The 17,146-nt window shown below is 76.0% G+C and carries 11 protein-coding genes and 1 tRNA gene; 8 read left to right on the forward strand and 4 right to left on the reverse strand.

Going from position 1 to position 17,146, the window contains the following annotated elements; all coding sequences use genetic code 11:
• Entirely contained in the window at window positions 1–2,388 is a 2,388-nt protein-coding gene (locus ACFQTY_RS10800; RefSeq protein WP_378100228.1) for a hypothetical protein, read from the forward strand.
• Between the two features lie 91 nt (window positions 2,389–2,479).
• Here the strand turns inward: ACFQTY_RS10800 and ACFQTY_RS10805 are convergent, their stop codons facing one another.
• Window positions 2,480–3,811 carry a nitrate/nitrite transporter gene (locus tag ACFQTY_RS10805; protein WP_378100231.1) on the reverse strand — a complete coding sequence of 444 codons (1,332 nt, stop codon included), beginning with the start codon at window positions 3,809–3,811 and terminating at the stop codon, window positions 2,480–2,482.
• Between the two features lie 340 nt (window positions 3,812–4,151).
• Here ACFQTY_RS10805 and ACFQTY_RS10810 point away from each other — a divergent pair, with 340 nt between their 5' ends.
• A complete protein-coding gene (locus tag ACFQTY_RS10810) occupies window positions 4,152–8,735 on the forward strand; it encodes a hypothetical protein (protein WP_378100233.1) in 4,584 nt (1,527 codons plus the stop codon).
• Between the two features lie 40 nt (window positions 8,736–8,775).
• On the forward strand, window positions 8,776–9,069 hold the full coding sequence (locus ACFQTY_RS10815) for a hypothetical protein (protein ID WP_378100235.1): 294 nt from the start codon (window positions 8,776–8,778) through the stop codon (window positions 9,067–9,069).
• A 62-nt stretch (window positions 9,070–9,131) separates the two neighbouring features.
• Here ACFQTY_RS10815 and ACFQTY_RS10820 read toward each other — a convergent pair whose 3' ends face one another.
• Together ACFQTY_RS10820 and ACFQTY_RS10825 are read right to left on the reverse strand one after the other, a co-directional pair.
• On the reverse strand, window positions 9,132–9,815 hold the full coding sequence (locus ACFQTY_RS10820) for an SAF domain-containing protein (protein ID WP_378100237.1): 684 nt from the start codon (window positions 9,813–9,815) through the stop codon (window positions 9,132–9,134).
• A 158-nt stretch (window positions 9,816–9,973) separates the two neighbouring features.
• Entirely contained in the window at window positions 9,974–10,372 is a 399-nt protein-coding gene (locus ACFQTY_RS10825) for an FmdB family zinc ribbon protein (RefSeq protein WP_378100239.1), read from the reverse strand.
• A gap of 150 nt (window positions 10,373–10,522) precedes the next feature.
• On the opposite strand from ACFQTY_RS10825, the gene ACFQTY_RS10830 reads away from it, so the two are divergent.
• Window positions 10,523–13,090: a penicillin acylase family protein gene (locus tag ACFQTY_RS10830; RefSeq protein WP_378100241.1), complete on the forward strand. Its 2,568-nt coding sequence runs from the start codon at window positions 10,523–10,525 to the stop codon at window positions 13,088–13,090.
• Here ACFQTY_RS10830 and ACFQTY_RS10835 read toward each other — a convergent pair.
• Entirely contained in the window at window positions 13,068–13,724 is a 657-nt protein-coding gene (locus ACFQTY_RS10835; protein ID WP_291763533.1) for a 5-formyltetrahydrofolate cyclo-ligase, read from the reverse strand. The genes ACFQTY_RS10830 and ACFQTY_RS10835 overlap by 23 nt on opposite strands.
• A 122-nt stretch (window positions 13,725–13,846) precedes the next feature.
• Here ACFQTY_RS10835 and glp point away from each other — a divergent pair, with 122 nt between their 5' ends.
• The 4 genes from glp (at window position 13,847) to ACFQTY_RS10855 (ending at window position 17,132) form a co-directional block, all read left to right on the forward strand.
• The gene (gene glp / locus ACFQTY_RS10840) at window positions 13,847–15,085 is read left to right on the forward strand and encodes a gephyrin-like molybdotransferase Glp (RefSeq protein ID WP_378100244.1); all 1,239 of its coding nucleotides are present in this window, start codon (window positions 13,847–13,849) and stop codon (window positions 15,083–15,085) included.
• A complete protein-coding gene (locus tag ACFQTY_RS10845) occupies window positions 15,085–15,693 on the forward strand; it encodes a GNAT family N-acetyltransferase (RefSeq protein WP_378100246.1) in 609 nt (202 codons plus the stop codon). The genes glp and ACFQTY_RS10845 overlap by 1 nt, the downstream gene beginning before the upstream one ends.
• Before the next feature lie 84 nt (window positions 15,694–15,777).
• Complete coding sequence (locus tag ACFQTY_RS10850) at window positions 15,778–16,968, forward strand: hypothetical protein (RefSeq protein ID WP_378100248.1); 1,191 nt, start codon at window positions 15,778–15,780, stop codon at window positions 16,966–16,968.
• Window positions 16,969–17,059: 91 nt separating this feature from the next.
• Window positions 17,060–17,132: transfer RNA gene (locus ACFQTY_RS10855), tRNA-Ala, on the forward strand.
• Window positions 17,133–17,146: the final 14 nt, after the last annotated feature.

Below are 17,146 nucleotides of genomic sequence, written 5' to 3' on the forward strand. Positions count from 1 at the left end.
ATGTCGAACCCCCTCGACGCCCTGCTGCGGCCGGAGCGTGCCCGGACCAGCGGCCGCGCCACCTGGTTCACCGTGCTGGGCCTGGTGCTGGTGCCGCTGACGATCGGCGGGCTGCTGACCTGGGCGCTGTGGCAGCCCACCCAGCGGCTCAACCGGGTGCAGGCCGCGGTGGTCAACCTCGACACGCCCGTGACGATCAAGGGTCAGACGGTGCCGCTCGGCCGGCAGCTCGCCGCGGGGCTGGTCACGTCCGACGGGGCGGCGAGCCCCGCGCCGGGCGCCACCGGGACACCGTCCCCGGCTGCCGCAGCGACCCCCGCGCCGAGCACCTCGGCCACGCCGGGCGCCGTGGTGAAGAACGTCTCCGGCTCCGACTCGTCGGGCAACTTCACGTGGGTGGTCACCAACGCCGACGACGCCGCCGCCGGCCTCGCCGACGGCCGGTTCGCCACCGTGGTCACCATCCCGTCGAACTTCTCCGCGGCCGCCACGTCGACCGCGGACGCCGCCCACGCCGTGCGCGCCACCATCGACGTCAGGGTCTCCGACCGGTCGAAGATCGCCGACTCGGCCGTCGCGCAGGCGGTGACCAGCACCGCGGTGCGGGTCCTCGGCCAGCAGCTGACCACGGCGTACCTGCAGAACGTGCTGGTCGGGTTCAGCACGCTGCACGACAAGCTCGGTGAGGCGTCGGACGGTGCCACCAAGCTGGCGACGGGTGCGCAGAGCCTGTCCACGGGCGCGCAGCAGCTGGCGTCCGGCGCCGGCCAGGTGGGCACCGGGGCGCAGTCGCTCGCCTCCGGGACGGCGCAGCTGGCGACGGGGATCGGCGCGCTCCAGAGCGGTGCGGGCTCGCTGTCCGGCGGTGCCGCCTCGCTGGCGTCCGGGGTGAAGCAGGTGTCGAGCGGGGCGTCGTCGCTGGCGTCCGGGCTGGACCAGCTCGCGGCGCAGACGTCGTCCGCGGCGGCCGCGGCCAAGGCGGCGGTGCCGGGTGCCCAGGCGTTCGCGTCGGGGCTGCAGCAGCTGTCCGACGGGGTGAACGCGCCGACCGGGCTCGCGGCCGGGACAGCGTCGCTGTCGACCGGGGCAGCGGGCCTCCAGTCGGGCTTCTCCGGGTTCCTGACCCAGCTCAGCGGTTGGGCGTCGACGTGCGCGAGCAGCACCGACCCGGTCGCCCGGGCCACGGCGTGCCAGACGCTTCAGGGTGCGATCGCCGCCCAGCAGAGCACGACGCCGCCGGCGACCGGCCAGCAGCCGTCCTTGACGTACTCGATCGGTGCTCTCGCGCAAGGGGCGGCGGGACTCGACGCTGCCGTCAACACCGGGGTCGGCGGCCAACCCGCCCTGAAGACCAGCGTCCAGCAGCTGGCCGCGGGCGGCACGCAGCTCGCGGACGGTGCGGGGGCGTCCGCCAGCGGTCTCCAGACGATCGCCGGCTACCTCCAGCAGTCCGCGTCCGGCGCGCACCAGCTCGCATCGGGCGCCGCGCAGGCCGCGTCCGGTGCGTCGTCCCTGGCCAGCGGCGCGTCGCAGCTCTCCGCCGGCGCGGGCAAGGCCGCAGGGGCCGCCGGCCAGGTGTCGTCGGGCGCGAGCGCGCTCGCCTCGGGGGCGCAGCAGGTGTCCTCGGGTGCGGGACAGCTCGGCTCGGGTGCGGGGAGCCTCGGCACCGGCGCCAGCAGCCTCGCCACGGGCCTCGGTCAGGCGGCGTCGCAGCTGCCCACCCAGACCAGCGACCAGGCCAAGGCGCTGGCCGACATCGTTGCCGACCCGGTGTCGACGACGGGGGCGAGCAGCGAGCTGTTCGGCTCGAGCATCGTCCCGTTCCTGCTGGCGGTGGCCCTGTGGCTCGGCGGGCTCGCCACGTTCCTGGTGCTCGGCGCCTGGCCGGCGCGGGCGCTCGGTTCCACCCGCTCGTCGCTGGCGCTGGCGCTGCGGGCCTTCGCGCCGGGTGCGCTGATCGGCGTGGTGCAGGGCGTCCTGCTGACCGTCGCGATGGCCGGTGCGCTGCACCTGTCGCCCGGCCGCTGGGTCGCGCTCGGCGGTCTAGCCGCGCTGGCCGGTGTCGCGTTCGCCGCGGTGAACCAGGGGCTGGTGGCGCTGCTGCGCGGCGTGGGCCGGTTCGCCTCGGTGGTGATCGCGGTGGTCGCGCTGGCCACCGTCGTGGTCTCCACCGTGCCGGCCGTGCTCGGGTCGCTGTTCGCGCTGCTGCCGCCGGCACCGGCGCTCTCGGCGATGCAGGCCGTGACCACCGGGTCGGGCAGCATCGCCGGACCCGTCGCGCTGCTGCTCGTGTGGACGGTGGTCGGCATCGGCCTGACGGTGTCCGCGATCGCGCGGCACCGTGTGGTGCCCGCCGGTCAGCTGGCGCGCTGGGCACGCGCCGCCTGAGCACACCGTCGGGCTCGCCCGCGTCAGCTCGTGAGCCGGCGGCCCGCCGGCTCAGCCGCGCGGAGGCGCGGCGTCTCCTCGAGCGGCCGGCTCAGCCGCGCCGGCCGCGCCGTCGGCGGTCCCACGCCTCGCGCAGCGGCGGCACCACCACGCCCCGCGCCGCCATCTCGGCGCGTGTGCGCGTGCGGGTGACCAGGACGCCGACCAGCGAGACCGCCCACGGCACGGCGACGAGCGCGAGGCCGGCGCGGTAGTCGCCGAGGGTGTAGTGGCCGCCGGGGTTGCGGGCGTCGAGCACGATGCCGACGCCGAGCATCACCAGCACGCCGGCGAGGAAGCCGCCCGCGTTGGCCAGGCCCTGCGCGCTGCCGAGCCGCTCCGGCGGGTTGGAGGTGGCGGCGAAGTCCAGGCCGATCACCGAGGCGGGTCCGCCGAGGGAGATCAGGACGACGAAGGCCACCAGCACGGCGAAGGGTCGCGGCGTGGTCGGCACCAGCACCAGGAGCCAGCCGGCGGCGACACCACCCGCCACCACGAGCACGGCCCACGACCGCCGCAGGGGGTGCCGCGCGGTGAACTCGCCGATCAGCGGCCCGAACACGATGGCGACCAGCACGTTCAGCGCCAGCATCGAGCTCGCCTGCGTCGGGGTCAGCCCCTGTCCCTGCACCAGGAAGGGGTACCCCCACATCAGGCCGAACACGTTGATGCTGAAGCCGCCGAGCATGTGCGACCAGAAGCCGAGCCAGGTGCCGTGGGCGCGCAGCGTCGGCACCAGCCCGGCCGCGGCCCCGGGCCGGGACACCGGCGCAGAGGTGCCGGCCGGCCGGTCCCGGACGCCGAGCACCGCTGCGACGACGCCGACCCCGCCGAGGCCGGCGAGCACCCCGAACGCCGGCTCCCACCCGTACCGGTGCAGCAGGAAGGCGAAGGGGATGGCGGAGACGATCTGACCGAGCTGGCCGACGATGCCGGTCAGCTGGGTGAGCAGCGGCACGAGCCGCCGGGGGAACCACGCGGCGACCAGCCGGACGGCCGAGACGAAGATCATCGCGTCGCCCGCACCGATCAGCACCCGGGCCGCCAGCGCGGTGGGCACCCCGTGGCTCAGCGTCATGCCGAGCTGGCCCACCGCCATGGTCACCGAACCGGTGGTGAGCAGCGCGCGGGGTCCGAACCGGTCGAGCGCGATGCCGACGGGCACCTGTGCGGCCGCGTAGACGCTGAGCTGGATCACCACGAACAGCGACAGCACCGTGGCGGCCACCCCGAACCGGCTCTGCGCCGCCAGCCCCGCGACACCGAACGACGAGCGGTGCGCCACGGCCACCACGTAGACCAGCAGACCGGCCGACCAGACGAGCCACGCGCGGCCCCTTCTGACGGAGGACCTGGCACCTGCAGCTGGTACGGACCCGGCCACGACCCACCCTCGTCTCGGAACGCGCCATGGTACCCAGCGGCCGGCGCGGTCCCCCGGGAAGGACGTGCAGCCGAACGATTCGGACGCATGGATCTCACCCGCACTGGACATTTGACCAACTGGCGCCCCGGGGCGCACACTCGTCCCTGACGGTGCGCATCGCCTGCCCCCTGCGCGGTGCGCACCGTCTCTCACGTCCGAAGAGCGGGACGGGCCCGGCAGCCCGTCCCGCTCTTCGCGTCTCCGGGCCCTGGACCCGCGCAGTCTCACCCGCTCCGGCGCCCGCACGCGGTCGGCGTGCCACCGCAGCGGGTGACAGGCGCCGGGCTACCGTGCCAGCGTGACCGTTCCCGCGCGCACCCCCGGCACGGGCGCCGTTCCCGTCACCGGGCGGCCCGACGCAACCGATGGCTCCGCGGAGCCCCCGGTGGCACTGGTCGCACCCCCGTCGCCCACCGAGCTGGTCGAGGGTGCCGTCGCGACGTGGCGCGCGGCGCTGGTGGACTCCGCAGGCGGCTCGACCCTGGTGGACGTCGAGGAGCTGGGCGACGCGGCGCTGGACCTGTCCGCCGCGCACCCCTCCGGGATGGCTCAGCTGTTCGCCGGACGTTCGACCCGGCTGTCCAACCTGGTGCGCGAGGGTGCCGCCCTGACCGTCGCACGCCGTCGCGCCCGGGCCGTCAGCGCCCGCGCCTCCGTCTACGGCCAGCACTACGGCATCGCCGCGACGTCGCTGGCCATCGGCATCGCGACCTGGACCGAGCGTTCGGCGCGTGACGTCGCGAACGACGACGTGGCCGCGCTGGCGGCCGTCACCCGCCGCATCCCGATCGCCGAGCGCACCGGCGGCGCCCGGCCGTCGACGGCCGAGCCGACCGACGCGGCGACCACCGAACCGCCGCGGCCCCGCGTGGTGCGCGCGCCCGTGCTGCTCCGGCCGGTGACGCTGACCGCCCGCGGCGCGGGGGAGGCGGACTACGAGCTGATCCTCGAGCCGACGGTCGACGTCAACCCGGTGCTGGCCCGGGCGCTGCGAGCCCGCGGTGCCCTGCTCGACCCGGGCGCCGTCGCACGCGGCACCTTCGCCAACGGCGGCTTCGACCCCCGTGGCGCCCTGCACCGCCTGACGTCCCTCGGCGAGGCGGTGCTCGAAGGGTTCACGCTGACCGAGCGCGTGGTGGTCGGAACGTTCGTGCACCCCGGTCAGGTGCTGGTCGACGACCTCGACGCGCTGGCCGGCACCCTCGACCGGCACGAGCTGGTGGCGGCGCTCGCGGGGGTGGACGAGGACACGGCTCGGCTGCAGCGGCCGTTGCCGGCGCAGGTGGCGGGGGACCGGGACCCGCAGCTGGACCGCGGCGTCGGCGACCTCGACCCCGACCAGCAGCACGTGCTCGACGTCGTGGCCACCGGCGCCCACCTCTTCGTCGACGCCCCCGCGGGGGCCGACGTCACCGGCACGGTCGCGGCGCTCGTCGCCGACGCCGCTGCCACCGGCCGAAGCGTGCTGTACGTGCCCGGCCACCGCCGCGCGGCCGCTGCCCTGGGCCAGCGGCTGGCCGAGGTCGGTGCCGGCGACCTGCTGCTCGACGTGGCTCCCGAGGCCGGCTGGCGCACCTCCGTCGCCCACCGGCTGCTGGCCGCCATGACGCTCGAGCCGCCGGCCGTCGACGGTGCTGCGGCACGGGAGCTGTCCGACGCCCTCGTGGAGCACCGGGAAGCGCTGCGCGGGTACGTCCGCGGTCTGCACGCGCCCCGCCAGCCGTGGGGCGTCTCCGCGTACGACGCGCTGCAGCACCTCGCTCGGCTGACCTCCAGCCGTCCGGCTCCGCGCACCACCGTCCGCCTGGCACCCGAGGTCGCCCGCCTCCTGGACCCCGACGCCCGGGCGGCGAGCGGCAGCGCGCTGGCGCGGGCCGCCGAGCTCGGAGCGTTCACGCTGCGGCCGGGCGACACCCCCTGGTTCGGCGCCGACGTGCGCACCCCCGCCGATGCGCAGGTGGTGCTGCACCGTCTGGACCGGCTGCTGGACGGCACGTTGCCGGGAGTGCTGGAGCGCGCGGGGCAGGTGGCGGCCGAGACCGGGCTGACCCCGCCGGCCACGCTGGGCGCGTGGGGGGAGCAGCTGCGGATGCTCGACGAGGTCCGCGCGGCGCTGGACGTGTTCCAGCCGCTCGTCTTCGAGCGCACCGCCGCGGACCTGGTCGCCGCGACCGCCACCAAGCAGTGGCGCGAGGAGCGCGGCATCGAGATGGGCTACTGGCTGCGCCGTCGCCTGCGCAAGCAGGCCAAGGACATGCTGCGGCCCGGGCGGCCGGTCGCGGACCTGCACGCCGAGCTGATCGCGGTGCAGCGCCGCCGTGAGCTGTGGCAGACGCACTGCCCCGCCGGTGGGTGGCCGCGGCTGCCGGACGGTCTGGAGCTGGTCGAGGAGGAGTACGCCGCGGTCCGGGCCGACCTGGACGCGCTCGAGCGGGTGCTGGCCGGGACACCGGCCGGTGGGGGACTGCTCGACCTGCCCATCTCCGCCCTGGTGGAGCGGCTCGGCCGGCTGCGAGCCACCTCGGACGCGCTCGACAGCCTGCCCGAGCGGACCTCGCTGCTCGCCGGCCTGCGCGGTGCCGGCCTCGGCGAGCTGGTGGACGACCTCTCCGCGCGTCGCGTCAGCGCGGACCTCGCGCCGACCGAGCTGGACCTGGCGTGGTGGAGCACCGTCTTCGAGCAGATCCTCGCGGCAGACCCGGCACTGGCCGGCTACGACGGCGCCACCCTCGGTGCGCTGTCCGCCCGGTACGCCGAGCTGGACCGCGCCCACGTCGCGGCTCTCGCGGCACCCGTCCGGGCGGCCGTCGTCGGCCAGATGAGTGCGGCGCTGCGCAGCTACCGCGACCAGGCCGAGGCGCTGTTCGGCGAGCTGGTCGAGGACCGGCTGACCTCGCTGCGCGACGCCGTGGTGCGGTTCCCCGACGTCGCCCGACGGCTGCGGCCGGTGCTGGCCGCGAGCCCCATGCTGGTGCCGCAGGTGCTGCCGCCCACCCGCACCGTCGATCTGGTGGTGCTGGACGCCGTCGGGCACCTGCCGGTCGAGGCGACCCTCGCCGCGATCGGGCGCGGGCGTCAGGTGGTCGTCGTGGGCGACGCGCGGTGCGCCTCCGGGAGCGCCCTGCGCGAGCTGTCGCGCGTGCTGCCGTCCGTCGCCCTGCGGGCCGACGCCAGTCGTCGCGACCCCTGGCTCACCGCCTTCCTGGCGGGCCACGGCTACGCCGGCGTGCTGAGCCCGACGCCGCTGCCGGACGCGACGCCCCTGGTCGGCCTGCACCTGGTGGACGGCACGGCGCTGCCGGACGTCGAGTCGGGCATCGTCGACTCCACGCCGGAGGAGGTGCAGGCCGTCGTCGAGCTGGTGGTCGAGCACGCGCTGAGCCGGCCGGAGGAGTCGCTCGCGGTGGTCACCGTCACGCCGCGGCATGCGGACGCCATCCGCGAGGTGGTGATGTCCGAGGCGCGCGACAACCCGGCGCTGGCGGCGTTCTTCGGCTCGGGCCGCCCGGAGCCCTTCGTGGTCGTGGACCTGGTGAACGTCGCCGGCCTTCGCCGTGAGGCCGTGATCCTGTCCGTCGGGCTGGGCCGCACCCCGCACCGGCGGGTGCTGCACTCGTTCGGCGCCGTCAGCGCTCCGGGCGGCGACGGGCTGCTGCTCGACGCCCTCGGCTCGGGGCGGCACCGGCTCACCGTCGTGTCCTGCTTCGCCGCCGCCGACCTCGACCCCGAGCGGGTCCGGGGTGCCGGACCGCACCTGCTCGCCGACCTGCTGGCGTTCGCGGACGCGCGCGGCCGGCGGGAGGCGGACCCGCTGGTGCCGTTCGGCGGCGCGCGGGTCGGGGACGACGAGGGCGCGGAGGTGGTGGCCGCCGACGAGGAGCACGGCAGCTCCGACGACGGTGGACCGACCGGCTCCGAGCCCGGAGCGGCCGGTGCCGACAAGGGCGGTGCCGCAGACGACCCGTCCGGCGACGCCGACCGGCTGGTGCTGGACCTGGCCGAGCGGCTGTGGCGGCACGGCCTGGTGGTGGAGGTCGACCACGGCCTGCCCGGCGGCGTCCGGCTGCCCCTGGCCGTCGGCCACCCGGCCGTGCCGGACCGACTGCTGGTCGCCGTGCTGACGGACGACGAGGCCTACGTCGACGAGCCGAGCGTGCGGGTCCGTGACCGAGTGGTGCCCGAGCGGCTCGAACGCCTCGGCTGGTCGGTGCTGCGGGTGTGGTCCGCGGCCGCCTTCCTCGACCCGCAGGCCGAGGTGGACCGGATCCGTCGCGCCGTCCACGCCGCGCTGCCGGTCCCGGAGCAGCTGCCCACATCCCCGCGGGTCGTGCCGGCCGTGCGTGACCAGGACGACGAGCCCGCGGAGCTGGCACCTGCGCCGACCGCGCCCGTGCCGGCGCCCGCGACGGGCGTCGACGACGCGGACCAGGGCGAGCCCGCAGCGCCCGTGACCGGCAGGGACGATGCAGCGGACCAGGCGCCGGCAGCGCACGAGGCTCCGGAGGAGGCTGCTGCGTCGGCCACGCCCGAACGGGCTCCGGCCATCGAGCTTCCCCAGCCGTTCAGCCCGGACGGCACCGCACCGCGCACGGCGCCCGTCCGGCTCAGGACCGGTGTGCTGCACGCCGTGCCGGCAGCCACCCCGGTGCAGCTGGCGCTCGCCGTACCGAGCCGGCCTCGGCCGGACATCCGGCGCGGGCTGCCGATCGGCGCCTACAGCGACGACGAGCTGGACGAGCTGGTCGACTGGCTGCGCTCCGACGGCCAGGAGCGGAGCCGTGACGAGCTCGGTGACGCCCTGCGGGCCGAGCTGGGCATCACCCGACGAAACCACCGGATCGACACGGCGGTGCGCGCCGCGGTGACCCGCGCTCTGAGCTGACCGGCACGGCCGCCGTCACGGCGGGTGGGATCATCGACGGGTGGAGCAGCGACGGCGGACCGGCGGCCGCCGTGCCGTGCGACCCGCCGGGACCGTCGGAGGCGACGAGCGGTGGCTGAGGTCCACCGTCCCGGCGCCGGCGGTGACATCGTCGGGTGCCCCGCCGGACCAGTCCACGGCGGTCCCGTCCACGGCCGACCCGTCCACGGCGGAGGCGGCCACGGAACCGGCCCTGCCGCGGAGGTCGCTCGACGACAGCGACCTCGGTTGGGGTGACCGCGCGGACGACTCCAACGACGAGCGGCTGCAGCAGAACCGTCCTCCGCACTGGTAGACCGCGTCACCGCGTCACCGCGTCACCGCGTCACCGCGTCACCGCGTCACCGCGTCACCGCGTCACGGCACGACGACGGCGGACAGGTCGGCCGTCCCGGCCGCGCCGGCCAGTGCTGCCGCCTCCTCCGGCTGGACGGCGAGCATCAGCGGCGCCGATGCCGACGCCTCACCGGAACCGCCGAGCAACCCTGAGCCGCGGCCCTGAGTCGCCGGCGCAGGAAGGACCAGCGCGCCCCTCGCCACCGCGCTGCCCGGCCCGGCCTGCGCCGAGGCGGCCAGCACGTCGACCCGGTCGCCGGGCTGCAGCAGCGTCGCGACGGCACCGTCCGCAAGTCGGACGGCGGCGACCACGGTGCCCGGTGGGCCGGCGAGCCGGCCGCCGGCCAGCACCCCGGGGACCAGCGGCAGGCCGGCCGGCACCGGTACGGCCGTGCGCTGACCGACCACCGAGGCGTGCCCGGTGGCCTGGGCTCCGGCCACCGCGGTGTCCGGGGGGACCGCCGCAGTCCGTACGTCGGCATCCGTCAGGACGGTGCCGGCCGGTACGTCGTGCGCCGCGACCAGCACGTCGACGGTGACGGGCGGCGCGGGGCGCAGCTCGCCGACCGCTACCGCCGCCGCGAGGCCGAGTGCCACGGCGGCGAACGGGACGCGCGCCCGCCAGAGCAGGATGCGCAGGCGCCGCCGCCACGGCGGTCGGCGGACGGACAGCGGCGGTGGCGGTGGCAGGACGCGGCGGGGCACCCGGCGACGCTAGGTCGAGCCGGCCCCGATGCGGTGTTCAGGTGGCCGTCGTGCGGCGGGGGCGGCCCGCCAGATGGGCTGTGGGTGGATCGGACCCAGGTACTCCGTGCTGGACCGGTCAGGCGGTGGTGCCGCCGGTCCAGCCGTGGGGCCATAGGTCAGGCGGAGGCGGCCTTCGCCGTGCTGGACGTGCTGGACGAGCCGGACGTCGAGGCGGTCGAGGTGCCGCCGCCCGACGAGCCACCGCTCGGTGGCGTCGTCGTCGACGTGCCGGTCGAGGAGGAGCTGCTCCCGGAGCCAGATCCGGTCGAAGCGGCGCCGCCACCGGCCGACGCCCCGGCGCTCACCGGCTCCTTCGTCGTGCGCCCGCCCTTGCCGCCCGCCCGTGCGTCGTTGCGGTAGAAGCCGGAGCCCTTGAACACCACGCCGACCGGCGAGAACACCTTGCGGAGCTTCCCGGAGCACTCCGGGCACACGGTGAGGGCCTCGTCGCTGAACGACTGGTGGATGTCGAAGGCGTGGCCGCAGGCGGTGCAGGTGTAGGCGTAGGTGGGCACTGGCTCGTCTCCCGGGGTCGAGGTCCCGATGGGAATGCGTCACCGACGGTCTCGATGACACCCAGCAGAGCGCAGTTCTGGCACTCCGCATTCCCGAGTGCCAGATTCTACCCCGGGTCGCCGAGCACGCCCGCGGGCTAACCTGCCCACGTGGCCCGTCCCCGAGTCGTCCGCACGGCACTCGTGACCGTCGCGGCGATCGTCGTGCTGGTGCTCGTGGCCGTGGTGGTCGGCGGTGTCGTGGTGCTGCGCCGGCCGCTGCCGACGTCGTCGGGCACCCTCTCGCTGCCCGGGCTGACCAGGCCGGTCACCGTCACGCGGGACGCGCGCGGCGTGCCGACCATCACCGCGACCAGCGCGACGGACCTGTTCCGGGCGCAGGGCTTCGTCGCGGCGCAGGACCGGTTCTTCCAGATGGACTACCGCCGGCACGTCACGGCGGGCCGGCTGTCGGAGCTGGTCGGCGCGGACGCGCGTGCGCTCGAGGCCGACAAGGTGGTGCGGACGCTCGGCTGGCACCGCGTCGCCGAGCAGGAGTGGGGCCTGCTGGACGCGACGACCCAGTCGTACCTGACGGCGTACGCGGAGGGGGTGAACTCCTACCTCGCCACCCGCGACCCGGGTTCGATCGCCGTGGAGTACACGGTCCTGGGCCTGCGCGTGCAGGTCGCGCAGCCCGAGCCGTGGCAGCCGGTGGACTCGCTCGCGTGGCTGAAGGCGATGGCGTGGGACCTGCGCAGCAACTACGAGGACGAGCTCGGACGGGCCCGGGCCTACCGCACCATCGGTGACGTCGGGAAGGTCGACGAGCTCTTCCCGCCGTACCCGCAGCAGCTGAACGCCCCGATCCTGCCCTCGGGTGGCGACGCGACAGTGGTCCCCACCGTGGCACGCGCACAGGTGCCGCTCGGCGACGGTCAGGCGCAGGACGCGTTCGCCGCGGCGGACCGGGCCCTGACGGCGGTCCCCGTGCTGCTCGGCACGGGCGCCGCCACAGGATCCAACTCGTGGGCGGTGTCGGGTGCGCACACCGCGTCCGGCAAGCCGATCCTGGCCAACGACCCCCACCTGGAGCTGACTGCGCCGGGCATCTGGTCCCAGGTGGGCCTGCGCTGCCAGCAGGTGAGCGCGGACTGCCCGTTCGACGTCTCCGGGTTCGGCTTCGCCGGGATGCCGGGCGTGGTGATCGGCCACGACGCCAAGCTCGCCTGGGGCCTGACCAACATGGGCGCCGACGTGACCGACCTGTTCCTCGATCGCGTCGACGACCGCTCCGGGACCCAGCTGGTGAACGGCGCGCAGGTGCCGCTGCAGGTGCGGCACGAGACGATCCGGGTCAACGGCGGCGACGACGTGGACCTCGTCGTCCGCACGACGACGCACGGCCCGATCATCTCCGACGTGCTCGACCTGTCCGGAGCCACGTCGGCGCCGACGCCCGACCGGTCGACCTCCGCCTTCCAGGTGTCGCTCGGCTGGACGGCCAGCACGCCCGGCCGGACGGCGGAGGCGATCTTCCGGCTCGACGCCGCCGCCACGGCTGCCGACGTCGCGGCGGCCGCCGCGCTGTTCGACGTGCCGGCGCAGAACATCGTCTTCGCCACCACCGACGGGCACATCGGCTACCAGGCGCCGGGTCGGATCCCCATCCGCGAGACGGTGCCCGGTGACGTGCCGTCCGACGGTTCCTGGCCGCGCCCGGGCTGGGACAGCGCGTACGACTGGCAGGGCTGGGTGCCGTCGGCGCAGCTGCCGCACGTGCTCGACCCGCCCGAGGGCTTCGTCGTCGCGGCCAACCAGGCGGTGCTGCCGCAGGGCACCGGTCCGTTCCTGACCGCCGACTACGACATGGGCTACCGCTCGCAGCGCATCCGCACCCTGCTGACGCAGCAGATCGCCGCCGGCAAGAAGATCGACGTCGCCTCGACGCAGGCCGTGCAGGACGACACGCACAGCCCGATGGCGGACGTGCTGCTGCCGGCACTGCTCAAGGTCGACCTCGGCTCGGGCTTCGAGGCCGACGGCCAGCGCCTGCTGCGCACCTGGGACGGCTCGATGTCCGCGGACTCGGCCGCCGCCGCGTACTTCGCCGCCGTCTGGAACAACGTGCTGCGCCTGACCTTCGCCGACGACCTGCCCGACCACGACGCGCCGACCAACGACTCGCGCTGGATCGAGGTGATGCGGCACGTCGTCGACGCCCCCGGCTCTCCGTGGTGGGACGACCGCTCCACCCTCGGCGTCGTCGAGGGGCGCGACGGGGTGCTGCGCAACGCGATGATCGCCGCACGGCAGCAGCTGACCGCGCAGCTGGGTGTGCGGGCGAACGAGTGGCGGTGGGGACTGCTGCACCAGGTGCGGCTGGAGCACCCGCTGCTCGGCGGTGCGGGTCAGCCTGGTGTGCTGCGCGGGGCGGTGAACCCGGCCGCGCAGCAGGTCGGCGGCGGGTCGTCGTCGGTCGACGCCACCGGCTGGGACCCCTCGACCGGCGGGTACTCGGTCACCGCCGGCCCGTCGATGCGCATGGTGGTGGACCTTGCCGACCTGGACTCCTCGACGTGGGTCGACCTGACCGGCACGTCAGGGCATCCGGCCAGCCCGCACTACTCCGACCAGCTGTCCACCTGGGCCGCCGGCCGGCAGTTCCCGTGGCCGTTCTCGGCGGCCGCCACGCAGGCGGACGCGAGGTCGCGGCTCACGCTGCAGCCGTCGGCCTGACGAACCAGCGGGTACCGGTCGGCGTCGCGACCCCGTCCACCCGGCGGTCGTGCGCTGCGCGGGGGATCGGCTCGACGTCCGCGTCGTGCACCTCGTCGGCGTAGGTGAGCGCGATGACGGCGGCGTCCGGGCGCGCGTGCGCCAGCGCGCGGTCGTACCAGCCGCCGCCCTGGCCCAGCCGGTTGCCGTCGGTGTCCACCGCGAGCGCCGGCACCAGCACCACGTCGGCCTCGGCGAGCGCCTGCGCGCCGAGGGAGGGGCCGCTCGGCTCCGGCGGTCGCCCGGGCGCCCGCTCCAGCAGGTCGTCGGCTCCGGCGTAGTCCGCCCAGTCGCGCTGCAGACCCGTGCCCAGCACGGGCAGCAGCACCCGGACGCCCCGCTGCTCCAGCAGCTCGAGCAGCGGGCCGGTGCTGGGCTCGCCCGGCCGGGCGGCGTACAGCGACACGCAGCGTGCCGCATCGACCGCCGGGATGGCGACCACCACCTCGGCCAGCGCGCGCGCGTCCTCCTCGCGGTGCCGGGCGGACCGGTGAGCGCGCGCGGTGCGGATCCGCAGCCGCCAACGCTCCTTGAGCTGTTCGATCTCGTCCTCGTCCTCCGGCACGTGCAGTCCGGGCGAGGCGGCGTTGCTCATGACGACAGTGTCCCAAACCTGCGGCCGGACGAGTGACACCGCGCGGCGTCCCGGCCGTCGATCACCCGCGGTACCGGCGGTAGGCACCGGGCCGGGGTCGGACGCGGGGCAGAATGCCCCGCATGAGATCGGTCCAGGACCAGCTGGCTGCCGTGATGTCCGCGGTGGGACCGGTCGCCCCGCTCGACGTGGTGCTGCACGACGCGATGGGCGCCATCCTCGCGGAGGACGTCGCGGCGACCCTGTCCGTGCCGCCCGTGGCGGTGGCGGCGCTCGACGGGTACGCGGTGGCGGCCGCCGACGTGGCCCCCGGCGGGTCGTCGCTGCCCGTGGCGATGGACCTGAGGGCGGCGTCCGTGCCGGGGCTGCGGCACGTCCAGGGGCAGGCGATACGGGTCGCGTCCGGCGCGCCGCTGCCGTGGGGAGCCGATGCGGTGGTGCCGGTGGAGGCGTCCGACCGCGGCACCGCGACCGTGCAGCTGGCGGGTGGCGTGCGGCCCGGGCAGCACGTGCGGCTGACGGGGGCCGACGTGCCGGCCGGCCAGGTGGTGCTGCGGGCGGGCACGCGGCTCGGCGCCCGGCAGCTGGCGCTCGCAGCGGCCATGGGACGCGGCCGGCTGCGGGTGCACCCGACGCCACGCGTGGTGCTGCTGGCGGTGGGGGACGAGCTGGTCGAGCCGCCGACCAAGGGGCCGGCACCGACGTCGGCGGGCGACGGCCGGGTGTTCGAGGCCGACGGGCACGGGCTGGAGGCCGCGGTGCGGGACGCCGGCGCGCACGCCGTCCGCGTCGGGGTGCTGCCGGACGACCGCGCGCTGCTGCGCGAGGCGCTCGAGGACCAGCTGGTCCGTGCCGACCTGGTGCTGATCGCCGGCGGGCTGTCCGAGCTGGTGCACGACCCGGTCAAGGACGTGCTGGCCACGCTCGGCGGGGTCCGGCTGGACCACGTGGCCATGACGCCGGGCCCGCGGCACGCCTTCGGGTCGGTGGGCGGTGAGCTGGGGCGTGACCGGTCGATCCCGCTGTTCGCGCTGCCGGGTCACCCCGTGGCGGCGCAGGTGGCGTTCGAGGTGTTCGTCCGGCCGGCGCTGCGGCAGATGGCGGGGCACACCGAGGTGTTCCGTCCGTCGGTCGCCGCCGCCGTCGACACGGGGTGGACGTCGCCCCCCGGGCTGCGCCAGTTCGTGCCGGCCACCGTGCTCGGCGCCCCGGAGGAGGGGTACCGTGCCACGCCGCTGGGTGATCCGGCGGCTCCGTCGATCCTCGGCCTGGCGCAGGCGAACGCCCTGGCCGTGGTGCCGGAGGCGGACGTCGTCGTGCACCGCGGACAGGTGGTGCACTGCATGGTCCTGGAGGGTTGATGGCACCGGGGTGGCCGGCCGTGCTGACCGAGGGCGACGTGCGGCTGCGGCCGATGCGGCGTTCCGACCAGCGGGCCTGGATGAACCTGCGCGCGGTGAACGCCGGCTGGCTCGAGCCGTGGGACGCGACCAGCCCCGTGCCGGTCCAGGGACCGCGGCCGACGTTCGGGCAGTTCGTCCGCTCGCTGTCCGCACAGGCCCGCGAGGGCTCGGCGCTGCCGTTCGCCGTGGAGTACGCCGGTGAGCTGGTGGGGCAGCTGACGGTCTCGTCGATCATCTACGGCTCGCTGCGCTCGGCGGCCATCGGCTACTGGGTGTCCGAGCACGTCGCCGGCCGGGGGATCACGCCGACCGCCGTCGCGCTGGCCACCGACCACTGCTTCACCGAGCTGGGCCTGCACCGTGTCGAGGTGAACATCCGGCCCGAGAACGGGCCGTCGCTGCGCGTGGTCGAGAAGCTGGGCCTGCGGGACGAGGGCCTGCGCAAGCGGTACCTGCACATCCGGGGCTCGTGGGCCGACCACCGCACGTTCGCCCTGACGGTGGAGGAGGTGCCCGACGGGCTGCTGGGGCGCTGGCGCCGCTACCAGGTGGCGCACCCCCGCTGACCGGTACCGACACGGGGACCGACCTGGCGCCGACACGCCGCCCGCGTGCCCGGCCGTCACGCGAGGGCCCCCTACCGTCTAGACGTGAACGATCTTGCAGGCCCGGTGGCGCTCGCGCTGGTGGGTCTGTGGGTGGCGTACCTGGTGCCGGGCAAGCTGCGGCACCGTCAGCAGCTGCTCGAGTCGCGGGTGGACGACCGGTACTCCGAGGCGCTCCGCGTGGTCGCGGTGACCGCGGGGGACGCAGGGGCCGACGACCGCAGGTCGACCCGGGTGCTGCGCACCGCGCGGGCGTCTGCACCAGGCACCGGGCACGCAGGCACGACGGGGTTGCTGACCCCGGGCAAGGGCACCCCGGCGCTGGTCGCCGGCGCAGGGACTGGAGGCAGCACCGTGGACCGACCGCACGCCACGCCGGAGCGCACCACCGCCGACGCCGCCCGCCGCGCCGCCCAGGCGCGTGCCGCGAGGACCGCCGCCGCCGCGCGTCGTGCCGCGGCAGCTCGGCGCCGTGCCGTGCTGGCCGGCGTCCTCGTCGTCGCCACCGCAGCGGGGTGGGGCGTCGTCGCGCTCCTGCCCTCGGTCGGCCTGCTGGCCGGCGCGGTGCCGACCGTGCTGCTCGCCGGCGTGCTGGGGCTGGGCCGGCGTGCCGTGGTGTCCGGTCGCCGTGCCGATGCCGAGCTCGCCGCGCAGATCGCCGAGCAGGAGCGGCGCGCGTCCACGCCCCACAGCGGGGCGACCAGGGCGGTTGCCGCCGCGCGCCGAGGGGGTGCGGCGACCGGTGCGCAGGCCGCGACGGCGCCCGCTGCGGCTGTCGCGCCGGCCCGGACCGCTCGCAGCACCGCCGAGCAGCCCGCGGTCACCGGACGTGCTGTGCACCCGTCGGACACCTCGACCCAGATGTTCTCCACGATCGTGGAGGACCGCGGGGAGCGGGGCCGGTCGGTGCGGCACGCGACCGGTGCCGTGCCCACGGTCGCGCCGGAGCCCGCGTCGGAGAGTGCGGACGCGTCCGACGACCGGTGGCAGCCCATCCCGGTGCCGCGACCGACCTACACGATGAAGCCCGCGGCCCCGCGCCGGGAGCCGGCGGCGCTCGGCGACGTCGAGGCGTCGACCGCCGTCCGCCCGGCGGAAGCCCCTGCGCCGGCGGTCGCTCCGGCCGGTTCGACGGTGGACGACGGGGAGGTCCGCACCCCCGTGGCGCCGGTGCAGACGACCGGCAGCATCGACCTCAACGCGGTGCTGGCGAAGCGGCGCGCAGCGGGGGAGTGAGCCCGCGGCGCTGAGCTCCCGCGCTCTGCGGCGCACCCGACGGCGGTGTTCGTCCGCCGCGCGGTGGGTGCTAATCTGTAGCCCGCTTCAAGGGGCTGTGGCGCAGTTGGTAGCGCGTCTCGTTCGCAATGAGAAGGTCAGGGGTTCGAATCCCCTCAGCTCCACCCCGACGCGGAAC

Origin of the sequence: Cellulomonas sp. T2.31MG-18, assembly GCF_964266755.1 — a bacterium.
Taxonomy (GTDB): domain Bacteria; phylum Actinomycetota; class Actinomycetes; order Actinomycetales; family Cellulomonadaceae; genus Cellulomonas.